The organism is Enterobacter sp. BWH52, from assembly GCF_001037565.1.
Taxonomy (GTDB): domain Bacteria; phylum Pseudomonadota; class Gammaproteobacteria; order Enterobacterales; family Enterobacteriaceae; genus Enterobacter; species Enterobacter hormaechei_C.
Window position 1 is genome coordinate 3,822,697 of record NZ_KQ089854.1, and the last position, 23,726, is coordinate 3,846,422.

Genomic DNA, 23,726 nt, shown 5'->3' on the forward strand with positions numbered 1-23,726 from the left:
TCTCAGTCGCACCAGTGGTTGACGCTGTTACCCGTCGCCAGATAAATGCTCTTTTGTTGCATCCAGGCTTTCAGCCCCTGGATACCCTTCTCGCGGCCCAGACCGCTCTCTTTAAAGCCCCCGAACGGGGTCGAAATCGCAAAAACCTTGTAGGTGTTGATCCACACCGTGCCTGCCTCCAGCTGCTCGCTGAGACGCAGGGCGCGACCGGTATCGCGCGTCCAGATCCCCGCCGCCAGGCCGTACACCGAGTCGTTCGCCTCGTGGATAAGCGTGGCTTCATCGCCAAACGGCATCGCCACCAGCACCGGGCCGAAGATCTCTTCCTGACAGGCGCGGGCGCTGTTGCTCAGCCCTTCGATAATGGTTGGCAGAAAGAAGCTGCCGTTTACCAGAGCGGGATCGGCGGGGATCTCGCCGCCGCACAGCACGCGGCCCCCTTCACGCTTCGCCAGTTCGACGTACTGGATCACGCTCTGGCGATGTTTTTCGTTGATCAGCGGTCCTACATGGACGCCGTCGGTAAACGGATGTCCGACGCGCAGCCCGCGTGTTAATTCCAGCAGCCTCGCCATCAGCGGGGCGTAAATACTCTCGTGGATAAACAGCCGCGACCCGGCGATACACGCCTGCCCCGCCGAGCTGAAAATGCCGTAGCAGATCCCGCGCGCGGCCTGTTCGATATCGGCATCCTCCAGCACGATGGTCGGCGATTTGCCGCCCAGTTCCAGCGAGGCCGGGATCAGTTTTTCCGCCGCCACGTGCGCCAGATGACGGCCCGTGGTGGTGCCGCCGGTAAAGGAAATTTTCCGCACGCGAGGATGACGCGCCAGCGCATCGCCAATCACCGAGCCTTTGCCCGGCAGGACACTCAGCAGCCCGGCGGGCAGCCCGGCCTGTTCAAAAATCCGCGCCAGCTCCAGCGCCATCAGCGGCGTGGCTTCGGCGGGCTTGAGGATCACCGCGTTCCCGGCGGCAATCGCCGGTGCGACCTTCTGCATTTCGCTGGCAATCGGCGAGTTCCACGGCGTGATGGCCGCCACCACGCCAAGGGGCTCGTAGCAGCTCAGCGTCAGCAGATCCGGCTGGCGCGGCGTCGGAAGTTCCCCTTCCAGCAGCTCGCAGGCGGCGGCAAAGTAGCGCGCCGTTCCCGCCGCGCTCATCACCAGCCCGCGCGCTTCCGCCAGCGGCTTGCCGTTATCACGGCTCTGCATCTGCGCCAGCGCATCGACGCGGGATTCAATAAGATCGGCAACTTTATGCAGGATCTTCGCGCGCATGTGCGGCAGACTGTTACGCCATGCGGGATCGCGCCAGGCGCGCTCTCCGGCGGCTACCGCCTCCTCCAGGTCATCCAGACTGGCGGCATTCAGCGTCGCGTTGAGCGACCCGTCTGCCGGAAAGTGGCTCTGCATCGGGTTGCCGCCGCCGCGTCGCCACTGGCCGCCGATAAAAATCTTCAGATCGTCCATCGTCACTCCTCAGCTCAGGGCCAGCTCGCGGCAGGCGCGCACCGCGCTCAGTGCCGCCAGGGTGGAGGTTTTAGGATTAGAAGCCAGCGGCAGTCCGCTCAGTTCCAGACGGAACTCGCCGAATAATCCTTCGACATGCAGCGTGTGGGTGTTACGTTTCGTTGCCGGGTCAACCATCAGTTGCACGCGGGTGTCGTCCATCCCGACGCCGCCGAGCGCCACGGTCGCCGCCACGTTGGCGTTCGCCGGGAACAGGCGCGCCGCCTCGCGGGCGCTGCCCTCGAAGAAAACCTTTGCCTCTGACACCGCATTCAGATCGATAAGCTGCTCGGCATAGCTGCCGCGCCAGCTGGCCGGGCTTTTGCGCGACTGATAGGTGACGCGCTCAAGCCCGCCCTCTTTCGCCGCCGCCAGCCCGTCGATACCGGCCACCGCACCGGAAAGCAGGGTCAGTTTTCCGCCCGCGGCGAGCAGACGCTGCTCCAGCGCGCTGTCCGCCAGCGCGCCGGTGGAAATGATGGCCAGATGCCAGCCGCGACGCAGGATCTCTTCCCCGTACTGGGCCACCGCCTGCTGGCTGGCGCATTCCAGCACCAGATCCGGCGTTTGTGCGCACGCCATCGGCGACGTCAGCGCCTCAACCGCATCGCCAAACTGGTCGTGAATGGCGGGATGGTGAGACGCGCGCGCCACGATCCAGCCAATAGCCACACCGGCGGGCAGGCGCTCAATCACCGCCTGCGCCATGGCGCCAAAACCAATCAACATTACCTTTTTCATGATGTGTCCTTACAGATGGCGGCAGAAGCCGCCGGAAACGTCCAGCGCCGCGCCGGTGGTAAACGAGGCCAGCGGCGAGGCGAGGAACAGCAGGGCCTGCGCGGGCTCCTGCGGCTTGCCGAGGCGCGCCATTGGAATGCCACGCTTGCGCGCGATATCCGCCGTCCACTCCGGCCAGCTTTGGCTTTTGTCCGCCCGGCGTTCAAAGCGGCGCTGCCACTGACCGGATTCCACCATGCCGAGCAGTATGGAATTGACGCGAATGCCCTTGCCCACCAGCTCTTTCGACAGCGTCAGCGTCATGTTCAACAGCGCGGCGCGGGCTGCCGACGTGGCGATCATGTGCTCTTCCGGCTGAAGCGCCAGCAGGGAGTTCACGCAGGTGATGGAGGCGATGTCGGACCGTTCCAGCAGCGGCTGAAACGCCTGCACCGGGTTAATCACCCCGAACAGTTTGAGTTCGGCTTCGTGCAGCCACGCCTCGCGCGGGGTGTCATGGAAGTGCGCCACGTAGCCCTGCCCGGCGTTGTTGATCAGCATATCCGCCGCGCCAAAACGCGCCTGCACCGCATCCGCGAAGGCCTGAACTTCGTCGGCATTCAGCACGTCGCAGCGGAAAGCGAAAATCTCCCCGTGGGGAAATTCGTTTTGCAGCGTCGCATGGGCGCTGGCGAGCCGGTCCTCGTCACGGCCGCAGAAGGCGACTTTCGCCCCTTCTCCCAGCAGCAGGCGCAGCGTTTCAAAGCCAATGCCGGAAGAACCGCCGGTGACTACCGCTACGCGCCCGTCAATTTGTGCATTCATCGCGCACCTCTTCGTTAATGCGTAAAAGCTGTTGGTTGAAAAACGCGCCGTTATCGAGATAGCTGGCGTGCCCGGCCTGCGGAATGGCGATAAACGGCATGCCGTAGCGCAGCGCCAGACCCTGAACCAGCTCCGGCTGGGTGATGGCATCCTGCTCGCCGCACCAGACTTCAAAACTGCCGGAATAACGCTTCAGCCAGCCGTGGATGTCGTCATGCGCCAGCATCCACGAGGCGGCAAGGTAGCCTTCCGGGCGCAGCACCCGCATGCCCGCCGCGACGGTGGCGATATCTTCCGCGCGCGCGCCGGGGCGCAGCAGCTTCGGGGCGCGGGTCTGGGCGAGGATTTCGCCCCCCAGCGCCATCTGCTGCTCGCGGTTGCGCCAGACCTGCTCCCGCTGCTCAGGCGCGGCATTGCCGTACCCCTGCGCCGCGTCGGCCAGCACCAGATGAATGACGCGATCCGGGAACTTTGCCGCGAAGGCGCTGGCCACCAGCGCCCCCAGGGAATGGCCGACCAGCACTGCCTGCCAGACACCGGCGCGATCCAGCATGGCCGCCAGCGCGTCGGCGTAATCCCCCGCGTTTGCCCGCGCTACGGCCAGCATCGGGCTTTCGCCATAGCCCGGCATGTCCCACGCCAGCACGCGAAAACCGTTCAGCGCCATCTGCTTGTGCCAGGAGGCGGCGCCGGAGCTGATCCCGTGCAGCAGCATCAGCGGAATGCCGCTTCCCTGTTCACGAAAACCCGTCATCATGCCCCCTTAGTTCCGCTTCACTTTGGAAAGCGGATGGTCGGACGGATAGGTCGGGATTTCCGGCTTATTGGTCCCCAGCATGACGCACATCAGCGCTTCTTCTTCGCCGTGGTTAAACAGGCCGCGATAGATGCCCGGCGGAACGGAGATCAGGTCACGCTCGCGCAGCACGGTTTCGGTGTAGTTGTCGCCGTCCTGGATCATCAGCGTGATCTGCCCCTTGAGCATGAAGAACACCTCTTCCACGTCGTCGTGCAGGTGCAGCGGCCCTTCGCACTTCGACGGCAGCACCATGGTGGAGAAGGTAAAATGGTCCGCCTGCACGGTGTTGGTGTCGTTCGCCACGCCGGTTGCGCCGGTGCCGATGTAGCGCATCTGCGCCCGGCGATATTTCGGATCAAAATCGGCCTGGAACTTCAGCGCGTTCCAGTCGTATTTACGGCCTTCGAAGCGCGCGATGCGCGACTCGACCCACTCTTCCATCGTCAGATGGTCAGGTTTGATGCCTGTTTTGTTGGTTACGATTGAATCAGTCATGACACTCTCCTCAGTAACGTCTCAGCAGCGGCAGTAACAGGACGCAGCCCACCGCCGCCATCACCGCCAGAAAAATCAGCCCGGAATCCATGCTGTGGGTAAAGGCGATCAGCGCGCCCATCACCGCCGGCGACAGCGCGCCCGCAAAGTTTCCCAGCCCGTTGAAGATACCGCCCGCCGTGGCGCTCACCCGGGGATGGGTGGCCTTCGCCAGCAGGGCGAAAATGTTGGGTGCGCCGGTGCCCCACATAAAGGTGCTGAAGCTCATCGCCGCAATGATGGCAAGCGGGGTGTCGAGGTGCATCACCGCCGCCAGGCCTACCGCCGCCCCCGCCATCGAGATAAAGCAGGCCGCCGCGCGCTTATCGACCCGGTCAGAGAGCCACGCGCCAATCACTTCCCCTGCCAGCATGGCGATGAACGGCATCGACGACAGCCAGCCCGCATGCTCCAGGTGGATGCCTTTGCCCTTAATTAAGTAGCCAGGCAACCAGCCGTTGATGCCCCACAGGTAGGTCAGGAAAGCGATGTTAAAGATGCAGATGATCCAGAAGTGCGGGCTGACAAACAGCTCGCGCCGTGCGGCGCGCCGCTCGTCCTGTGATGCCTGCGAGGTACCGGGTTTTGCCTCCAGGCGGATACCGCGCAGACCAATGCGCACAAAGATAAGCACCGGCACGGTAAGCATGGCCATCACAAAGAAAGTGCTCTGCCAGCCAAAGGTGTTTAGCAGCCAGAGGGAGAGCGGGAAACCAATCGCCGCGCCCACCGGGGTGCCCAGCAGCCACAGCATGGTGGCGCGTGCCTGCAAATGCTGCGGGAAGTTGTGGCGTACAATGGCGAAGGCCAGCGGGAACAGCGGTCCTTCCGCCACGCCCAGCAGAATACGCAGGACGATCATCAGCGTGTAGTTATGGGTAAAGCCCATCGCCACCATCAGCACGCACCACACTGCCATCATCCCGGTGAGCAGGCGCAGCGGCGCGATTTTGTCGCCTAAACCGCTTAAAAACACCGATGAGAAGCCGTAGCTCAGCAGGAAAGCGCTCATCAGAATGCCGAGGCGCGTGGTGTCGAAATCAATGCCCATCGCCTGCTGGAAATGGGTATCTGAAAAGAGCGCCGCGATGCTGATTTTGTCGAAAAACGCCAGCAGCACGCAGGCCAGCAGCGACAGCGGGATGGCCCAGCGCACCGCTTTTTCGGGCGTGCGGGTCCCCTCACCGCTCGCCTCAACCGGCGCGGTGTTAGTCTCTAGTGTGGTCATTTCTCCCCCTACGGGTGCGGGTTAGCTATCGCAGTGACATCAGTGAAAATGTCGGGTCGGCAAGCGGTACGTCCGACAGATCCCGCCCTGCCGCCATCCAGCGCTTCGCCAGCTTGACGGTGCGCGCATCGTTGAACGCCACAAGCTGCGTTAGCCGCCCGTTGTCGTCCAGCGAGAAGTACAGCGCCTCTTCACGCAATATCGTTCGGCAGCCTGCCTGCGGAATGCCGAGGATCTGAATGTTGTGCTGGTATTGATCCGACCACAGCCACGGCGCGTCGTCATAACCTGGCGCATCGGGATTGAGCATCGCTTTCGCCGTCGCCACCGCCTGATTCTGGGCGAAGGCCCAGGACTGGATGCACAAGCCGTAGTGATGGTGCTGGGCGACATCTCCTGCGGCAAAGATGAACGGATCCGAGGTGCGTCCCTGGGCATCCACCACGATCCCGCGCCCGGTTTTCAGCCCCGCGTCACGCGCCAGCTCCAGATTGAGATCGACGCCGATCCCCACCACCACTGCATCAAAGGTTTCACGGTTGCCGTCGCAGTGGACGACCGGCAGGCCGCCGTCGTCCTCCAGCTCCAGCGCGCCGCAGCCGGTACGGATCTCCACCCCCTGCTCGCGGTGGATGGCCTCCAGGCGCTGCGACACCTCGCCGCTCACCGAGCGCATGCACAGCGCAGGCTGCTGCTCGAACAGCGTGACCGCCACGCCGCTTTTCCGCGCGGAAGCGGCAATCTCAAGGCCAATCCAGCCGCCGCCGATAATCGCGAGTTTGTGACTTTCCATCAGGCGACTTTTCAGGCGCTGCGCGTCCTGCCAGTGGCGCAGGGTATAGACCTGCGGATGGCTGGCCCACGCCTGCGAAGGCAGGCGCGCCCGACCGCCGGTAGCGATTAAAAGGATGTTGTAACTAAGCTGCTCGCCGTTGCTAAGAAGGACTTTTTTTTCATCGCGATCGACAGATTCAGCGCGCAGCGGTCGGTACCAGGTCAGGTCCAGCGCCTGCTGCACCTCGTCGGTAAACAGCCTTGGGAGCGCCGCGTCCGGTTCCAGCAGAGACGCTTTTGACAGCGGCGGCCGCTCGTAGAAATCCCATTCCTCTTCCGCTACCACGCAAATCTCGCCGTCGAAGCCCTCGTCACGCAGGGTTTTCGCCGCCCAGCCGCCTGACTGGCCGCCGCCGATAATGACAATGCGCGATGTCATACCGCCTCCGGCTTTTTCTGCTGACGGCGCGTGTCGTGGTCAATCCCGCCTTCCACCGCCCACTCGGTGAAGGAGACCAGGGAATGCTCCAGCTCGCGCGGCTGCCAGTTTTCCGTCAGGTAATCATCGTTGGTGTAATACTCAAACGCGCCGCCGGTCGGGCTGTTGACGTACCAGAAGTACGCCGACGACACCGGATGACGTCCCGGTCCGATAAAGGTGCTCCAGTCATGTTTATTCATCGCGATACCGCCGCCGATCACCTCGTGGATGTCGCGCACGGTGAAGGCCACGTGGTTAAGGCCGCGCTTGCGGTTCGGCAGTTGCAGCAGGAACAGGTTGTGATGGCCGCCACGCACGCCGCAGCGCAGGAACACGGCGCGGTTGATATAGCGATCCGAGACCTGGAAGCCGAGCACCTCGCGGTAGAATTTTTCCACCGCCGCCAGCTCCTCCACGAAGAACACCACATGCCCCACGTTGATCGGCTGGGCGCGATCGTAAACCGGGCTGGGGGTGTCGATACGGCGGGCGTCGCCCCACTGGTTTATTGGCTCGACGTTAAGCTCCACGTCGGTCTGCTGGGTCACCTGCACGCGCAGCGTCATGCCGTTCGGATCGAGGCATTCCAGCGCGTCGCCCACTTCGCGAAAGCCGGGCTGCTGCGCCAGCTTCGGGCGCAGCGCGTCGAGATCGGACTGTGCGGCAACCGCCCAGGTCATGCGGCGCAGGGTGTTGCCCGCTTCAAACGCGGGCGGCAGGTCGGGGCTGTCGATCGGGTTAAGCTCCACGCGCGCGCCGCTCAGGGTGGTGAAACGCTGGCCGCTGGCATCGCCCGTCAGGCCAAAATCACGCATAAATTTGGCGCAGTGCGTCAGGTCTTCCACACCAAATTCCAGCTTTTCAATTCCGGTTACACTCATCGTTCGTTGCCTCATCTGGCCCAGATTGGGCGTAAAACATGCCCGACGCAGTCAAGCGCCTGACGTTAACTCACTGATTTAACTGGCCTGTGATAGATACCCTAAGAAGCCAGAAATTTTATCCGCCGCAAGGCGAACCTCGTTTTGCAGGCGCTCGCGGTCGCTCTGCGGGATCTCCTCCGACGGCACCAGAATGCTGACTACCGCCGCCACGCGGCCGCTTCGGTCATACACCGGGTAGACGATAGAAGAGATGCCGTGGCGGAAGAAGGATTCGCCGATGACATACCCGCGGGCTTTGTCCTGCTGCACCATCTGCCACAGGGCTTCACGGTCGTGAAGCTGCCCCGGCGTGTTGCCCGGCAGACGCTCATGCGGGAACAGCTGTTCGAAATCAGCGCGGGAAATATCGGTCAACAGCATGCGGCCCAGCGAGGTACAGTGCACCGGCAGACGGGTACCAATGCTGACCTGGTTGATACGCGACCCGGCGGCGCTGACGCGGGCGATGTAGATAATGTCGCGCCCGTCGCGGATCGCCAGATGGCTGCTGCACTGGCTCACGTCGCGCAGTTGCTCGATCACCGGCTGGCCGACCTGCGCCACGTCCAGCGAGGCGATGTACTCAAAGCCAAGACGCAGCACGTTCATGCCCAGCGAAAAGGTATTGGTGCGCGTGTTGCGCTCCAGAAAGCCCATGTACTCCAGCGTCTGCACCACGCGATAGGCGGTCGCCTTCGGCATATCCACCAGCCGGTGCAGCTCGGCAAAAGTCAGATCGCGATGCTGCTCGCCAAAGGCCAACAGCAGCTGTAAACCGCGCTCCAGCCCCGGCACCAGATACTTCACTTCCTGATCGTTTGCCATCATCGCCCTACCTTAGTTAAAGACAAAACCGCCGTTGACCGGGATCAGCTGTCCGGTGATGAACCGAGACAGATCGCTTAGCAGCCAGACCACGCTGCCGGTGACATCTTCCGGCTGCTGCGCGCCGGTTAACGCGCGTCCGTTTTCGTAGAGCTGATGCCGTTCGGCGGGGACATATTCCGTCGCCTCGACGCGGGTTAACCCCGGCGCGATGGCATTAATGCGTATACGCTTTTCACCCAGTTCGCGCGCCATTGATCGGGTCATGGCAATGACGGCCCCCTTGCTGGCGACGTAGGCCATCAGGCGCGGCGCGCCCCACAGCGCGGTGTCGGACGCCACGTTCACAATGCCCGCCCCTTCACGCAGCAGTGGCACGGCGGCGCGCGTCACCAGCCAGGTGCCTTTGACATTGACGCTCATCACCCGATCCCAGAGATCCGGATCGTAATCGAGCATGTTTTTGCCGCCGACGCCCGTCGCCATCGCCGCGTTGTTCACCAGGCCATCGATCTGACCCTGCTCGCCAATGGCGCTGAACACCTGCTCAATGGACTGTGGATCGGCCAGATCGATAACGTGCGGTTCGATCGCATAGCCCCGCTCGCTCAGGGCGTGGGCGCTTTCGGCCAGCTCGCCCTTCAGGATGTCGCACATCACCACCGCCGCGCCCTGCTCCGCGCAGGCTTTGGCAAAGTGAAAGCCCAGCCCGCGCGCGGCGCCGGTTATGACGATGCGCTTGCCGCTCAGCAGCCCGTTCATCAGGCGGCTCCCTGCTGTGCTTCACGCATCGCCAGCTGCTCTTTGGCGGCCTTTTGCATCATGCGGCGCAGGCGCGAAAGACCGACGTCGTGCTGATACAGGTACTCATGATCGCGCGCGTTTGGCGCCAGGCTTTCCAGCACCACGCGGTCCTGCTCCAGCACTTCCCAGTGCAGTTTTTCCAGACGGTTGCGGTACATGAAACGCCACATATCGCGCTGCCAGCCCTGCACCCGGCGAATGCGCCAGAAGAAGACGCGGCAGTTGTCGTTATCTTCCGGCACCACCATGCCGACGATAAAGAAGTGGCCGCCCGGCCCGAAGCGCTTCTTGTACGGAATGGAGAGGCGCATCCAGCAGGTGCCGCTGTTGCCCAGCTCCACCCAGTCAAAATTGACGCCGCTCTGCCCTTTCTTCTCGAAAATAAAACCGGTTTTGGTCGGCTGGAGCACCATGTCGGCCTTGCGATCCCCTTCCGCCATCGAGTGCGACGAGGAGTGCAGATAGGTGCCGTGCATCGGGTCCATCACGTTTTCCAGCGCGTACTGGTAATTGCATTTCCACGCGGCGGTGCAGAGGAAGTTGCTGAAGCTGTCCGTATCGGCGAGCTCGTCCGGGAAGGTCAGCTCGTCCGGCTGCTGGTCCGCGGTGACGCCAAACCAGAGGAAGATGGCGCCGTGCGCCTCCTGCACGTTATAGCTGCGTACGCACTGCTGGCCGACCAGCGGACATTTATCTACGGCGGGCACGTCTTTCACTTCGCCGTTGCCCGCCACCTCTACGCCGTGATACCAGCAGGCAATGCGGTCCCCGAGGTTCCAGCCCATCGACAGGCGCGCGCCGCGGTGCGGGCAGCGGTCCTCCAGCGCCTGCACCTGGCCATCTTTATTGCGCCAGACCACAATCTGCTCGCCCAGGCGGGTGATGCCCACCGGCGCAGACTGCACTTCCCAGCTCGCCAGCACCGGATACCAGAGGCCACGCAGGCCTTTATCCAGATAATGTTGTACGGTCGTCGTCATCGCGTTGCCCTCAGTAGCCGTTAACCTGTAAGAATGCCTGGAAGCTGGCGTCGCTCCACGGCTCGCCCTGCTGGTCGTGCATGCGCACCGCGTTCAGCCCGCTTACCAGCTCCGGCAAGGTTTCAACGCCCTGCTCGAAGAGATCTTCCAGCGTCGCAATCAGCTTCACTTCCCAGCTTTCCGGCTCGCGGCTGCGGGTTTGCCAGATCAGGTTGGTGTAATCACCCGGCTTATGAATGGCGCCATTACCGCCCTCTGCCGGTGGGGTAAACTGGCGGCTTTCCGGCAGCGCCGGGTTGAAGTTCAGGGTGTCGCTCATGCCACGGTCTCCTCGACGAAGGTAATCTGAATCTGGTTTTCAAAGACCCGAACCGGGTAGCGGTTGAGGTTGCGCCCGCCGGGGCCGTGCAGGCACTGACCGGTTTTGACGTCGAATACCGCCTCGTGCAGCGGGCATTCCACCTTGCCGTCTTCCACGAAGCCCTGACTCAGCAGGGCATAGGCGTGCGGGCATACGTCCTCCAGCGCGTAATATTCACCGTCGATCAGGTAAACGCCGATCTCTTTACCGTCGACGTTGCCGCTAAAAGGGAAATCTTCCTGTACTTGCTCTGCGTCACATACGCCTATCCAGCTCATCACGATCCTCCAGGCTTTTGTTTCATATATGAAACTCTGTTTCTTATTTAATACGGTCAATATAAAAGCGATGAATGTTTCGTCAAGCGACAATGTGACGAATTTGTTAATTTATCAGCAATTAATTAACTAAGTGTGCAAGGGATCACGAAAAAATGCAGCGATATGAAATTTTCATTATTGCAGCGTGAGAAATACGTTTTTTTAATGGCCTCTTATTTTGAATAAAAGATATTGACTTCCTTTCTTTTTACTCTTTAAAAATAAATGAACGTCACCTCTTTCGCGTTTCACCTGTGAAACTCATTTTTAATTTATCTTTACTAAACAAAGAGTTTCACAGGTGAACCATTTTAGCTCCGTGACAATCACATTGATGAAAAATATAAGTTACAAAAAACGTAAGGCGGACATGATGACGGCAAGATGGCAAGGCACGATTGCGCTTTTATTACTCATTATTATTTCGTACGTCGATCGGGTAAATATCTCGGTAATGATTTTAAACCCGGAATTTGCCGAACATTTTCAGTTAAATGAAAACAGAATGTTACAGGGCCTGCTCATGACCTGCTTTCTTCTGGGTTATGGTTTTTCCGCTCTATTATTAACGCCGGTTATTGAAAGCAAACTTCATTATCGGCAGGGATTATTAAGCAGCATTGCGATTTGGGCCGCGGTCTGCGCGGCTTCACCTTTGCTCGGCTCGCTGACGGGAATGCTCATCGCCCGCGTGATTCTGGGGATCGCGGAGGGTCCGCTATTTTCGCTGAAAACGCGCTTTATCAGCGATAACTTTAGCGCGCAAGAGATCGGTAAACCCAACGCCGTGACCGCGCTGGGCGTCTCGCTCGGGCTGGCCGTGGGCTTTCCGCTGGTGACCTGGCTGATGTCGCATCTGGGCTGGGCCGGATCGTTTTATGCACTGGCGGCAATCAACCTTCTCCTCGGGGGCAGCTTAATCTGGCGTTTTCTGCCCGCGCCGCGCAAGCTCCCGACCGCGAAAAAACCGGGGTTTGTCCACACCTTCACGCTGGCCTGGCAGACGCCGCTGCTGGGCTGGATCATGGTGGTTGAAATCGCCACCCTGAGCTATCTCTGGGGGAGCAGCGCCTGGCTGCCCGCGTGGCTGCGTGACGAGCATCATTTCTCGCTGCATGCCACGGGCTGGCTTGCGGCGATCCCCTTCCTGCTCAGCCTGGGGTCAAAGTTTCTGGGCGGCGTGCTGCTCGACAAAATGCGTCCGGAACAGGCACCGATGCTGTTTGTGGCGGGTGGGGCGATGACGGCGCTGTCCGTGGTCGCGCTGATGCTCAGCCATCAGCCTGCCTGGCTGGCGCTGTTTATGCTTTCGGCTAATGTCTTCTGGGGGCTACAGGGGGCGGCTATTCCGGCGGTGATCCAGCATCACGCCGCGCGGGAAGCGGTGGGCAGCGCTTACGGCATAATCAATGGGATCGGCAATATCTGCGCGGCGTTTATTCCGCTGCTGATGGGGATGGTGATGAGATCGGTGGGGTCGGTCAGTTCAGGCTTTTCGGTGCTGGTCGTCTCGCAGGTTGTCACCCTGCTTGCCGGGGGAATGTTGCTGCTGCGCATGCGGCGCGCAGCAGCAATCAGCGCGTAAGGCTTATTCGCCTTTTTTCGCCGCCTGGATATAGAGCATTTCCAGCGCCAGGGTCGCCGCGGCCAGCGCGGTGATCTCGGACTGGTCATAGGCCGGAGCCACTTCCACCACGTCCATCCCGACGATGTTCAGATCCTTCAGGCCGCGCACCAGCTTGATGGCGCGGTCTGATGTCAGGCCGCCGATCACCGGCGTACCGGTACCCGGTGCGAATGCCGGATCCAGGCAGTCGATGTCGAAGGTCAGATAGACAGGCATGTCGCCGACGATCTGCTTAACCTGAGCCAGAATATCGTCCACGCCGCGATCGTTCACCTGGCCCGCGTCGAGTACGGTGAAGCCGTTGTCTTTGTCGAACTCGGTGCGGATGCCGATCTGCACGGAGTGGTTCGGATCGATCAGGCCTTCCTTCGGCGCGGTGTAGAACATGGTGCCGTGGTCGAACTCGCAGCCGTTCGCGTAGGTGTCGGTGTGCGCATCGAAGTGCACCAGCGCCATTTTGCCGAAGTGCTTCGCGTGGGCGCGCAGCAGCGGCAGGGTCACGAAGTGGTCACCGCCGAAGGAGAGCATGCGTTTACCGGCCGCCAGCAGCTTCTCGGCGTGCGCCTGCAATTTTTCGCTCATCTCACGCGCGTCGCCGAAGGCGTACACCAGATCGCCGCAGTCCACCACGTTCAGGCGCTCGCGCATGTCGAAGTTCCACGGGAAGCGGTTGTGCTCCCAGGCCAGGTTAGTGGAAACCTGACGGATCGCCGCCGGACCATGACGACCACCCGCGCGACCGGACGTTGCCATGTCGAACGGTACGCCGGTGATCACCCAGTCCGCATCGCTGTCGTACGGCTGGAAGTTCATCGGAAGGCGTAAAAAACCAAACGCGTTAGATACCAGAGAGTTATCGTACTGATGACCTAAAGTGCTCATGTCCTGACCTCTTATAAAGTCGATACATTAAAAACAGATGAAAAAAAATCCCCTCCGCGTCGTTAAACCCGACGAGGAAGGGATTGATTCGTAAATCGCTAATTGGGGCGAATTATCGCCGTTAATTCATACGGGTTCAAGTGAGTATAGGGCATTGTGCGGTCTGTTGCCCTCACCCCGCCCCTCTCCCACCGGGAGAGGGAGTTTACCTACTCATCTTCCAGGTAGGTGTACCCGTACAGACCCGCTTCAAACTCTTCCAGGAACTGCTGCTGTAACGCGTCGTCCAGACCGGTGTTTTTCACCTGATCGCGGAACTGGGTGAGCAGTTTTTTCGGATCCAGCTGAACGTATTCGAGCATGTCCGCCACGGTGTCCCCTTCGTCGGACAGCTCAACCTCCACGCTGCCGTCAGGGAAGACAAACACGTCAACCGCTTCGGTATCACCGAACAGGTTGTGCATGTTGCCGAGGATCTCCTGATACGCCCCCACCATAAAGAAGCCCAGCATTGGTGGGTTCTCCGGATCGTACTCCGGCATTGGCATAGTGGTCGCAATACCGTCGCCGTCGACGTAATGGTCAATCGCGCCGTCAGAGTCACAGGTGATGTCCAGCAGCACGGCGCGGCGTTCCGGGGCGTGGTTCAGCCCTTCCAGCGGCAGAACCGGGAACAGCTGGTCGATACCCCAGGCATCCGGCATCGACTGGAACAGGGAGAAGTTGACGTACATTTTGTCCGCCATACGCTCCTGCAACTCGTCGATAATCGGACGGTGCGCGCGGTTGCTCGGGTCGAGCTGTTTCTGCACTTCGTGGCACATATTCAGGTAGAGCTGCTCGGCCCACGCGCGCTCTTGCAGGCTGAATGTGCCTGACGAGTAGCCGACGTGAATATCGTGCAGGTCCATCTGGCTGTCGTGCAGCCATTCGCGCAGGGAACGACGCGTGCCCGGCTCGTGCATCTCCTGCCAGGTTTCCCACATGCTTTGCAGGGAACGTGGGGCATCGTCTGCCGGAGGCGTGGCTTCGGTGATTTCGCTACGCTCAACGCCAATGATGTTAGAGACCAGTACCGTATGGTGCGCCGTGACCGCGCGGCCGGATTCGGTGATCACCGTCGGGTGCGGCAGGCCGTGCTCTTCGCAGGCATCGCCAATCGCCCAGATGATGTTGTTGGCATATTCGTTCAGGCCATAGTTTACCGAACAGTCAGACTGCGAGCGGGTCCCTTCGTAGTCCACGCCCAGGCCGCCGCCCACGTCAAAGCACTGAATATTCACGCCGAGCTTATGCAGCTCAACGTAGAAACGTGCCGATTCACGCACGCCGGTGGCGATGTCGCGAATGTTGGCCATCTGCGAGCCGAGGTGGAAGTGCAGCAGCTGAATGCTGTCCAGACGACCGCGCTCGCGCAGAATTTCCACCAGCTGAAGCACCTGGTTCGCCGCGAGGCCGAACTTGGATTTTTCACCGCCGGAAGACTGCCATTTACCGGAACCCTGCGACGCCAGTCGCGCACGCACGCCAAGGCGCGGGATCACGTTCAGACGCTCGGCCTCTTCCAGCACGATCGCGATTTCGGTCATCTTCTCGATCACCAGATAGACCTTGTGGCCCATCTTCTCGCCAATCAGCGCCAGACGAATGTATTCGCGATCTTTATAGCCGTTACAGACGATCACCGACCGGGTCATGCCCGCGTGCGCCAGAACCGCCATCAGCTCCGCTTTAGAGCCTGCTTCCAGGCCCAGCGGCTCGCCGGAGTGGATCAGGGACTCAATCACGCGACGGTGCTGGTTGACCTTGATCGGGTAAACGAGGAAATAGTCGCCGTTATAACCATACGATTCCCGCGCGCGTTTGAACGCGGCGTTAATAGAACGCAGGCGATGTTGCAGGATCTGCGGGAAGCAGAACAGTGCAGGCAAGCGCTGACCCTGCGCTTCACGGGTTTTCACCAGTTTAGCGAGATCCACGCGCGCTTCCGGGACGTCCGGATCCGGGCAGACACTGATGTGGCCCAGCTCGTTAACGTCGTAGTAGTTATTGCCCCACCAGGCAATATTGTAAGTGCGCAGCATCTTGCTGGCTTCCTGGGAGCTCATCGCAACCTCCTGCATAGAACGTAGTACACCCTGTTCGCCTGCTGACGAAGGCGAAAGCGAAGACATGTCGTCAGACATAGCGAACCTCAACTCTTTGTATTAAGTGTAAAACAGTTGACTACTATCGCAGCGTTATACGGCGATAACAACCCATTAACGGCTCCATTTCCCAGCAGAGTATGCTGAAATCCAGACCGTGCGACCGGTTTCTTATTCATATCATTGTAAAACACGTATCCGAACTCTGTATGACAAGGTTCGGCGAAACCACGAGAAAACTCCTGTATTAACAAGAGCGCCCTTGTTCAGTTTTCACAAAGCGTGACCGGCTCTGGAATCCTGAGAAGCACCGAGATGGGTATAACATCGGCAGGTGTTTAGACCAGAAGTGCGGGTGGGAATCAAATGCGCGCCAGAACGGCTGCGCTGAATGAGCGGAAAACGATGGTTCATTATCTGGTATCACCTCCACGGCCGCCTCTGCTGAAACGGACCACAAGCCAAAGCTAAAAGTTCACTGCTTAACCCGGCTGGAAGTGGCGACACGATGTGTTCATCGAGCGCTTATTTTATATGAGCCGCGCGCCGCGTTTTATACCGAGAAGGTCGCTAAAAAGCAAAACAAAAATGCGCAGGTTGCCAGCGTCGTCAGGAAAAATTTCCAGCCGTGTTTTCAACGCAATGAGAGGTGAGTCAAAAAAAACTGGAAATCGGGTGAAGAAGTGACCTAAAATAGACGTCCAGATGTTAATCCATCCATACCGATTAACACTCAGACTGCCAGTGTCAAAATCCTGTAGGCCTTGGTAGAATTATCTCCTATGGCTATTCCACACAGCAGCTTGAGCTAACCAAATTCCTCTTAGGTGAAATAAAACATGGCAAAACACCTGTTTACGTCCGAGTCCGTATCAGAAGGACATCCTGATAAAATTGCTGACCAAATCTCCGATGCGGTGCTGGATGCGATCCTCGCGCAGGATCCAAAGGCGCGCGTAGCGTGTGAAACCTATGTCAAAACCGGCATGGTTCTGGTTGGCGGTGAGATCACCACCAGCGCATGGGTTGATATCGAAGAGATCACCCGTAACACGGTGCGTGAGATCGGCTATGTACATTCTGATATGGGCTTTGATGCCAACTCCTGCGCCGTACTGAGCGCGATTGGCAAACAGTCTCCGGACATCAACCAGGGCGTTGACCGTGCCGATCCGCTGGAACAGGGCGCGGGCGACCAGGGCCTGATGTTCGGCTACGCAACCAACGAAACCGACGTGCTGATGCCAGCGCCGGTGACCTACGCACACCGTCTGGTGCAGCGTCAGGCTGAAGTACGTAAAAACGGCACCCTGCCGTGGCTGCGTCCGGATGCGAAAAGCCAGGTGACCTTCCAGTATGACGACGGGAAAATCGTCGGTATTGATGCCGTGGTTCTTTCCACGCAGCATGCTGAAGAGATTGACCAGAAATCCCTGCAAGAAGCGGTGATGGAAGAGATCATCAAGCCGGTTCTGCCAACTGAATGGCTGAGCTCTGCGACCAAATTCTTCATCAACCCAACCGGACGCTTTGTTATCGGCGGCCCAATGGGTGACTGCGGTCTGACCGGTCGTAAAATCATCGTAGATACCTACGGCGGCATGGCACGTCACGGCGGCGGCGCATTCTCCGGTAAAGATCCGTCTAAAGTTGACCGTTCTGCCGCGTACGCTGCACGTTATGTGGCGAAAAACATCGTTGCTGCCGGTCTGGCTGACCGCTGTGAAATTCAGGTTTCCTACGCCATCGGCGTGGCTGAGCCAACCTCCATCATGGTGGAAACCTTCGGTACTGAAAAAGTGCCTTCTGAACAGCTGACCCTGCTGGTGCGTGAGTTCTTCGACCTGCGTCCATACGGTCTGATTCAGATGCTGGATCTGCTGCACCCAATCTACCAGGAAACCGCAGCGTACGGTCACTTTGGTCGCGAACATTTCCCATGGGAAAAAACCGACAAAGCCGCCCTGCTGCGTGATGCTGCCGGTCTGAAATAATCGACTGCCAGCAGCTTAAACAGGCCAGCCTTTGTGCTGGCCTTTTTTATGTCGGGTGGCGGCTATGCCTTACCCGACCTACGGGTAGTGAGTTTTTGTAGGCCGGGTAAGGCGCAGCAGCCACCCGACAATGTTTGGAACCGTTTACACCTCACTCTCTATACCCCGCTTTCAGAATATTCTCTTTGCATGATCGCATTTCTTCTGCTGTTACATTCCCTTTCAGTTAAGTCTGAAATTTGTGCAAACGCGATGCACATCAATTAATTTACCTCTATATTTTCAAAGCTTTAATTATTTTTACGGTTACAAGCCAGTGTAACCGATTACACCGTTGTGATTTGACTCACATATTTTTATGAGCCGCTCACCTACTCTTTATATCGTAAAAACTGATAACCCAACTGGAGGGCATAATGCCTGACAATAATAAACAGGGGCGTACGTCCAATAAGGCAATGACGTTCTTCGTCTGCTTCCTCGCCGCTCTGGCAGGATTACTCTTTGGCCTGGATATTGGCGTAATTGCCGGTGCATTACCTTTCATCACCGATGAGTTCCAGATTAGCGCACACACTCAGGAATGGGTGGTTAGCTCCATGATGTTCGGTGCCGCCGTCGGCGCGGTCGGCAGCGGCTGGCTCTCCTTTAAGCTCGGGCGTAAAAAGAGCCTGATGATTGGCGCGATCCTGTTCGTTGCCGGCTCACTGTTCTCTGCCGCTGCGCCTAATGTTGAAGTGCTGATCATCTCCCGCGTGCTGCTCGGTCTGGCAGTGGGCGTGGCGTCTTATACTGCCCCGCTGTACCTGTCTGAAATCGCTCCGGAAAAAATCCGCGGCAGCATGATTTCCATGTATCAGCTGATGATCACTATCGGTATTCTGGGGGCTTATCTCTCCGATACCGCATTCAGCTACAGCGGCGCATGGCGCTGGATGCTGGGCGTCATCATCATTCCTGCCATCCTGCTGCTGATTGGCGTCTTCTTCCTGCCGGACAGTCCGCGCTGGTTCGCCGCCAAACGCCGCTTCCATGATGCCGAACGCGTGCTCTTACGCCTGCGTGATACCAGCGCCGAAGCCAAAAACGAGCTGGAAGAGATCCGCGAAAGCCTGAAGGTCAAACAGTCCGGCTGGGCGCTGTTCAAAGAGAACAGCAACTTCCGCCGCGCGGTGTTCCTCGGCGTGCTGTTACAGATCATGCAACAGTTCACCGGGATGAACGTCATCATGTATTACGCGCCGAAAATCTTCGAACTGGCGGGCTACACCAACACCACCGAGCAGATGTGGGGCACCGTGATCGTTGGCCTGACCAACGTGCTGGCGACCTTTATCGCTATCGGTCTGGTGGACCGCTGGGGACGTAAGCCAACCCTGACGCTGGGCTTCCTGGTGATGGCCGTCGGGATGGGCGTGCTGGGTACCATGATGCACATGGGCATTCACTCCCCAACGGCACAGTACTTCGCCGTGGCGATGCTGCTGATGTTTATCATTGGGTTTGCGATGAGCGCCGGTCCGCTGATTTGGGTGCTGTGCTCTGAGATCCAGCCGCTGAAAGGACGTGATTTTGGCATCACCTGCTCTACCGCGACCAACTGGATTGCCAACATGATCGTCGGCGCAACGTTCCTGACCATGCTTAATACTCTGGGTAATGCCAACACCTTCTGGGTCTACGCCGGTCTGAACCTTTTCTTTATTGTTCTCACTATCTGGCTGGTTCCTGAAACCAAACATGTTTCACTGGAACACATTGAACGTAACCTGATGAAAGGTCGTCCTCTGCGCGAAATCGGCGCACACGACTGATCCTCCTGCGGGAGGCGCCTCTTGCGCCTCCCCGCTTCCCGCTTTATGCTCTGCCCCTATGAAAGCACCCCGTCTCCCCATCGCCATTCAGCAAGCCGTTATGCGCAGCCTGCGGGAAAAACTCGCCCAGGCCAACCTGAAGCTCGGCCGCAATTATCCTGAACCGAAGCTGGTCTATCAGCAGCGTGGCACCGCGGCAGGTACCGCCTGGCTGGAATCGTATGAGATCCGCCTCAACCCGGTGTTGATGATGGAAAATCAGCAGGCGTTTATCGAAGAAGTGGTGCCGCACGAGCTGGCGCATCTGCTGGTGTGGAAGCACTTTGGCCGCGTCGCGCCGCACGGCAAAGAGTGGAAGTGGATGATGGAGGCGGTGCTCGGCGTTCCGGCCCGTCGCACCCATCAGTTCGAGCTGGAATCGGTACGCCGCAATACCTTCCCCTACCGCTGCCAGTGCCAGCAGCACCAGCTTACCGTCCGCCGCCATAACCGCGTAGTGCGGGGCGAGGCGACCTACCGCTGCGTTAAATGCGGCGAACCGCTGGTTGCGGAATAATCACGCGAACTTTCAGGAACTTTCCTGATCTGACTGATTGCATACGGGAACAACATTCGTTACGTTGCGGGCTCGTTTTGACACGGAGTGTAAGATGTCCCGTAATGTTTCTCTCGCGGTCGCTTTTCTGGCGACAGCGCTCTCCGGCCATGCTCTGGCCGACGGTATTCACAGTTTCTCTCAGGCAAAAACCGCAGGCGTAAAGATTAACGCCGACGTACCGGGTGATTTCTACTGCGGCTGTAAAATTAACTGGCAGGGTAAGAAAGGGGTCGTGGATCTGGGATCCTGCGGCTATAAGGTGCGCAAGAACGAGAACCGCGCCAGCCGAATCGAATGGGAACACGTCGTTCCGGCCTGGCAGTTTGGCCACCAGCGCCAGTGCTGGCAGGACGGTGGACGTAAAAATTGCGCAAAAGATCCGGTCTACCGCCAGATGGAAAGCGATATGCACAACCTGCAACCCGCCGTGGGTGAGGTCAATGGCGACCGCGGAAACTTCATGTACAGCCAGTGGAACGGTGGCGAAGGCCAGTACGGCCAGTGCGCCATGAAGGTCGATTTCAAAGAGAAAGTCGCCGAACCGCCTGCCCGCGCGCGCGGTAGCATCGCCCGCACTTATTTCTATATGCGCGACCGCTACGATCTCAAACTTTCCCGCCAGCAGACGCAGCTCTTCAATGCCTGGGACAAGCTCTACCCGGTGACGGACTGGGAATGCCAGCGCGACGAACGTATCGCCAAAGTCCAGGGGAATCACAACCCTTACGTCCAGCGGGCTTGCCAGGCGCAAAAGAGCTAACCTACACTACGGCAATTCGCTTATATCGCATGACACATGGAATTTCTGACTATGCGCATCCCTCGCATCTATCACCCTGAACTGATTACCCCAGGCGGCGAAATCGCCCTGTCTGATGATGCTGCAAACCATGTAGGTCGCGTGCTGCGCATGGGTGCAGGCCAGGCGATTCAGCTCTTTGACGGCTCTAATCAGGTTTTCGACGCTGAAATTACGCGCGCCGATAAAAAAAGCGTGCACGTGAAGGTGCTGCGTGGCGACGTGGATGACCGGGAATCGCCGCTGCACATTCACCTGGGCCAGGTGATGTCGCGTGGGGAAAAGATGGAGTTCACCGTTCAGAAATCCATTGAACTGGGTGTAAGCCTCATTACGCCACTTTTTTCTGAGCGCTGCGGCGTTAAACTGGATGCGGAACGTCTGAACAAAAAGATCCAGCAGTGGCAAAAAATTGCCATTGCGGCCTGCGAACAGAGCGGCCGCAATCGTATCCCGGAGATCCGCCCGGCGATGGATCTGGAGGACTGGTGTGCAGAAGAGGAAAGCGGGCTTAAGCTCAATCTTCATCCGCGCGCCAGCGCCAGCATCAATACGCTGCCGCTGCCCGTTGAGCGTGTACGCCTGCTGATTGGCCCGGAAGGCGGCCTGTCGGCTGACGAAATTGCCATGACGGCGCGTTACCAGTTTACTGATATTCTGTTGGGACCTCGCGTTCTGCGCACTGAGACAACGGCACTCACCGCCATTACCGCGCTACAGGTGCGATTTGGCGATCTGGGTTGAAGCAAAGCCTGACCCATAACCGGAGAAGAAGATGATTAAGCTCGGCATCGTGATGGACCCCATCGCAAACATTAACATCAAGAAAGACTCCAGCTTCGCTATGCTGCTGGAAGCGCAGCGTCGCGGCTATGAACTCCACTACATGGAGATGAACGATCTTTACCTGATCAACGGTGAAGCCCGCGCACGCACCCGCATCGTTAACGTCGAGCAGAACTACGAAAAATGGTACGAATTCGGTACCGAGCAGGATATTGCCCTGGCCGACCTCAACGTCATCCTGATGCGTAAAGATCCGCCGTTCGACACCGAATACATTTATTCCACCTATATCCTTGAGCGTGCCGAAGAGAAAGGCACGCTGATCGTCAACAAGCCGCAGAGCCTGCGCGACTGCAACGAGAAGCTCTATACCGCATGGTTCTCTGACCTGACGCCGGAAACGCTCGTCACCCGCAGCAAAACGCAGCTGAAAGAATTCTGGCAGAAGCACGGCGACATCATCATGAAACCGCTGGACGGCATGGGCGGCGCGTCGATCTTCCGGGTGAAAGAAGGCGATCCGAACATTGGCGTGATTGCCGAAACGCTGACCGAGCTGGGAACCCGCTACTGTATGGCACAGAACTATCTGCCAGCCATTAAAGACGGCGACAAGCGTGTGCTGGTCGTAGACGGCGAGCCGGTGCCTTACTGCCTGGCGCGTATCCCGCAGGGAGGGGAAACCCGTGGCAACCTGGCGGCTGGCGGCCGTGGCGAACCGCGTCCGTTAAGCGAAAGCGACTGGGAAATTGCCCGCCGCGTCGGCCCTACGCTTAAAGCCAAAGGCCTGATCTTCGTTGGCCTCGATATCATCGGCGATCGTCTGACCGAAGTGAACGTCACTAGCCCAACCTGCATTCGTGAAATCGAAGCGGAATTCCCGATCTCGATCACCGGAATGCTGATGGACGCTATCGAAAAACGTTTACAGAAATAACCTGTGACAGCGCCTGTGTTTATCCCCATACTGGGCGCTGTCGCTTTTTAAACCAGGAAACAGTACCTCTGACAATGAATTTACAGCATCACTTTCTTATTGCCATGCCTGCTCTCCAGGATCCGATTTTCCGCCGCGCCGTGGTCTATATTTGTGAATACAACGAAGACGGCGCGATGGGGATTATCATCAATAAGCCGCTGGAAAACCTTCAGGTTGAAGGGATTCTGGACAAGCTGAAAATCCCTGCTGAAGCGCGGCTGCCGGAAATCCGTCTCGATAAACCGGTGATGCTCGGCGGCCCGCTTGCAGAAGATCGTGGTTTTATCCTGCATACCCCGCCGGTTTTCTCGTCCAGCATTCGTATCTCCGATAACACCGTCGTCACCACCTCTCGCGATGTGCTTGAAACGCTGGGCACTGCCAGTCAGCCTTCTGAGGTGCTGGTTGCGCTCGGTTACGCCTCCTGGGAAAAAGGGCAGCTGGAACAAGAAATTCTGGATAACGCCTGGCTGACGGCCCCTGCGGATATGAATATCCTGTTTAAAACCCCTATCGCCGATCGCTGGCGTGACGCGGCAAAACTGATTGGCATTGATATTCTGACCATGCCTGGCGTTGCGGGGCACGCGTAATGAGCGGCACCCTTCTCGCCTTCGACTTCGGCACCAAAAGCATCGGCGTCGCTGTGGGTCAACGGATCACCGGCACCGCTCGCCCGCTCACTGCGCTGAAAGCTAACGACGGCACGCCGGACTGGAACCTTATTGAGCGCTTGCTCAAAGAGTGGCAGCCGGACGACGTGATTGTCGGTCTGCCGCTGAACATGGACGGCACCGAGCAGCCGCTTACCGCCCGCGCGCGCAAGTTCGCGAACAAAATCCATGGCCGCTTTGGTGTCTCCGTTAAGCTGCACGATGAACGTTTGAGCACCGTCGAGGCACGCGCTGGCCTGTTCGAGCACGGTGGCTTCCGGGCGTTGAACAAAGGCAGCGTGGATTCAGCTTCAGCCGTCATTATCCTCGAAAGCTATTTCGACCAGGGTTACTGAGCGCCG

25 protein-coding genes are annotated in these 23,726 nt (G+C 58.9%); 9 read left to right on the forward strand and 16 right to left on the reverse strand.

Annotation, left to right across the window (positions count from 1 at the left end; genetic code table 11):
• Positions 1 to 2: 2 nt before the first annotated feature.
• The 13 genes from SK47_RS18005 to SK47_RS18065 form a co-directional block, all read right to left on the reverse strand.
• The gene (locus SK47_RS18005) at positions 3 to 1,472 is read right to left on the reverse strand and encodes an aldehyde dehydrogenase (RefSeq protein ID WP_045345623.1); all 1,470 of its coding nucleotides are present in this window, start codon (positions 1,470 to 1,472) and stop codon (positions 3 to 5) included.
• 9 nt (positions 1,473 to 1,481) lie between these two features.
• On the reverse strand, positions 1,482 to 2,252 hold the full coding sequence (locus SK47_RS18010) for an aspartate dehydrogenase (protein ID WP_048244887.1): 771 nt from the start codon (positions 2,250 to 2,252) through the stop codon (positions 1,482 to 1,484).
• Between the two features lie 9 nt (positions 2,253 to 2,261).
• The gene (locus SK47_RS18015) at positions 2,262 to 3,056 is read right to left on the reverse strand and encodes an SDR family oxidoreductase (RefSeq protein WP_048244888.1); all 795 of its coding nucleotides are present in this window, start codon (positions 3,054 to 3,056) and stop codon (positions 2,262 to 2,264) included.
• Positions 3,040 to 3,810 (reverse strand): alpha/beta fold hydrolase, encoded by a 771-nt coding sequence (locus SK47_RS18020; protein ID WP_023314814.1) that lies wholly within the window; start codon positions 3,808 to 3,810, stop codon positions 3,040 to 3,042. The genes SK47_RS18015 and SK47_RS18020 overlap by 17 nt, the downstream gene beginning before the upstream one ends.
• A 9-nt stretch (positions 3,811 to 3,819) precedes the next feature.
• Entirely contained in the window at positions 3,820 to 4,350 is a 531-nt protein-coding gene (locus tag SK47_RS18025) for a cupin domain-containing protein (protein ID WP_003860061.1), read from the reverse strand.
• 10 nt (positions 4,351 to 4,360) lie between these two features.
• Positions 4,361 to 5,617, reverse strand: coding sequence for an MFS transporter (locus tag SK47_RS18030; protein WP_003860059.1), 1,257 nt, complete (start codon positions 5,615 to 5,617; stop codon positions 4,361 to 4,363).
• Positions 5,618 to 5,642: 25 nt separating this feature from the next.
• Positions 5,643 to 6,830 (reverse strand): NAD(P)/FAD-dependent oxidoreductase, encoded by a 1,188-nt coding sequence (locus SK47_RS18035; RefSeq protein ID WP_045342421.1) that lies wholly within the window; start codon positions 6,828 to 6,830, stop codon positions 5,643 to 5,645.
• On the reverse strand, positions 6,827 to 7,753 hold the full coding sequence (locus SK47_RS18040; protein ID WP_003860055.1) for a VOC family protein: 927 nt from the start codon (positions 7,751 to 7,753) through the stop codon (positions 6,827 to 6,829). Before SK47_RS18040 ends, SK47_RS18035 begins: the two co-directional genes overlap by 4 nt.
• 78 nt (positions 7,754 to 7,831) lie before the next feature.
• The gene (locus SK47_RS18045; protein ID WP_003860053.1) at positions 7,832 to 8,620 is read right to left on the reverse strand and encodes an IclR family transcriptional regulator; all 789 of its coding nucleotides are present in this window, start codon (positions 8,618 to 8,620) and stop codon (positions 7,832 to 7,834) included.
• A 12-nt stretch (positions 8,621 to 8,632) separates the two neighbouring features.
• On the reverse strand, positions 8,633 to 9,382 hold the full coding sequence (locus SK47_RS18050) for an SDR family oxidoreductase (RefSeq protein WP_003860050.1): 750 nt from the start codon (positions 9,380 to 9,382) through the stop codon (positions 8,633 to 8,635).
• Entirely contained in the window at positions 9,382 to 10,404 is a 1,023-nt protein-coding gene (locus tag SK47_RS18055) for an aromatic ring-hydroxylating oxygenase subunit alpha (RefSeq protein ID WP_003860047.1), read from the reverse strand. The genes SK47_RS18050 and SK47_RS18055 overlap by 1 nt, the downstream gene beginning before the upstream one ends.
• A gap of 10 nt (positions 10,405 to 10,414) precedes the next feature.
• Positions 10,415 to 10,723: a recombinase-like helix-turn-helix domain-containing protein gene (locus SK47_RS18060; protein ID WP_022651826.1), complete on the reverse strand. Its 309-nt coding sequence runs from the start codon at positions 10,721 to 10,723 to the stop codon at positions 10,415 to 10,417.
• Positions 10,720 to 11,043 carry a Rieske (2Fe-2S) protein gene (locus SK47_RS18065; RefSeq protein WP_003860044.1) on the reverse strand — a complete coding sequence of 108 codons (324 nt, stop codon included), beginning with the start codon at positions 11,041 to 11,043 and terminating at the stop codon, positions 10,720 to 10,722. The genes SK47_RS18060 and SK47_RS18065 overlap by 4 nt, the downstream gene beginning before the upstream one ends.
• A 415-nt stretch (positions 11,044 to 11,458) precedes the next feature.
• On the opposite strand from SK47_RS18065, the gene SK47_RS18070 reads away from it, so the two are divergent.
• Positions 11,459 to 12,670, forward strand: coding sequence for an MFS transporter (locus SK47_RS18070; protein ID WP_032610101.1), 1,212 nt, complete (start codon positions 11,459 to 11,461; stop codon positions 12,668 to 12,670).
• Positions 12,671 to 12,673: 3 nt separating this feature from the next.
• Here SK47_RS18070 and speB read toward each other — a convergent pair whose 3' ends face one another.
• The 3 genes from speB to yqgB form a co-directional block, all read right to left on the reverse strand.
• Complete coding sequence (speB, locus tag SK47_RS18075) at positions 12,674 to 13,594, reverse strand: agmatinase (RefSeq protein WP_017382921.1); 921 nt, start codon at positions 13,592 to 13,594, stop codon at positions 12,674 to 12,676.
• Between the two features lie 209 nt (positions 13,595 to 13,803).
• Complete coding sequence (gene speA / locus SK47_RS18080; RefSeq protein WP_017382922.1) at positions 13,804 to 15,780, reverse strand: biosynthetic arginine decarboxylase; 1,977 nt, start codon at positions 15,778 to 15,780, stop codon at positions 13,804 to 13,806.
• A gap of 8 nt (positions 15,781 to 15,788) precedes the next feature.
• Entirely contained in the window at positions 15,789 to 15,920 is a 132-nt protein-coding gene (gene yqgB, locus SK47_RS23440) for an acid stress response protein YqgB (protein ID WP_057979949.1), read from the reverse strand.
• Positions 15,921 to 16,580: 660 nt separating this feature from the next.
• On the opposite strand from yqgB, the gene metK reads away from it, so the two are divergent.
• The 8 genes from metK (at position 16,581) to ruvX (ending at position 23,720) form a co-directional block, all read left to right on the forward strand.
• Positions 16,581 to 17,735, forward strand: a complete 1,155-nt coding sequence (metK, locus tag SK47_RS18090; RefSeq protein WP_003860037.1) for a methionine adenosyltransferase — start codon at positions 16,581 to 16,583, stop codon at positions 17,733 to 17,735.
• Between the two features lie 416 nt (positions 17,736 to 18,151).
• Positions 18,152 to 19,549, forward strand: coding sequence for a galactose/proton symporter (gene galP / locus SK47_RS18095; RefSeq protein ID WP_015571832.1), 1,398 nt, complete (start codon positions 18,152 to 18,154; stop codon positions 19,547 to 19,549).
• A gap of 58 nt (positions 19,550 to 19,607) precedes the next feature.
• Complete coding sequence (locus SK47_RS18100) at positions 19,608 to 20,105, forward strand: SprT family zinc-dependent metalloprotease (protein ID WP_003860035.1); 498 nt, start codon at positions 19,608 to 19,610, stop codon at positions 20,103 to 20,105.
• 94 nt (positions 20,106 to 20,199) lie between these two features.
• Positions 20,200 to 20,907, forward strand: a complete 708-nt coding sequence (gene endA / locus SK47_RS18105; RefSeq protein ID WP_022651828.1) for a deoxyribonuclease I — start codon at positions 20,200 to 20,202, stop codon at positions 20,905 to 20,907.
• Positions 20,908 to 20,958: 51 nt separating this feature from the next.
• Positions 20,959 to 21,690, forward strand: a complete 732-nt coding sequence (rsmE, locus tag SK47_RS18110) for a 16S rRNA (uracil(1498)-N(3))-methyltransferase (RefSeq protein ID WP_022651829.1) — start codon at positions 20,959 to 20,961, stop codon at positions 21,688 to 21,690.
• A gap of 31 nt (positions 21,691 to 21,721) precedes the next feature.
• Positions 21,722 to 22,669, forward strand: a complete 948-nt coding sequence (gene gshB, locus SK47_RS18115; protein ID WP_003860032.1) for a glutathione synthase — start codon at positions 21,722 to 21,724, stop codon at positions 22,667 to 22,669.
• A 74-nt stretch (positions 22,670 to 22,743) separates the two neighbouring features.
• Entirely contained in the window at positions 22,744 to 23,304 is a 561-nt protein-coding gene (locus tag SK47_RS18120) for a YqgE/AlgH family protein (protein ID WP_003860031.1), read from the forward strand.
• Positions 23,304 to 23,720, forward strand: a complete 417-nt coding sequence (gene ruvX, locus SK47_RS18125) for a Holliday junction resolvase RuvX (protein WP_003860030.1) — start codon at positions 23,304 to 23,306, stop codon at positions 23,718 to 23,720. Before SK47_RS18120 ends, ruvX begins: the two co-directional genes overlap by 1 nt.
• The last annotated feature ends 6 nt before the right edge of the window (positions 23,721 to 23,726 follow it).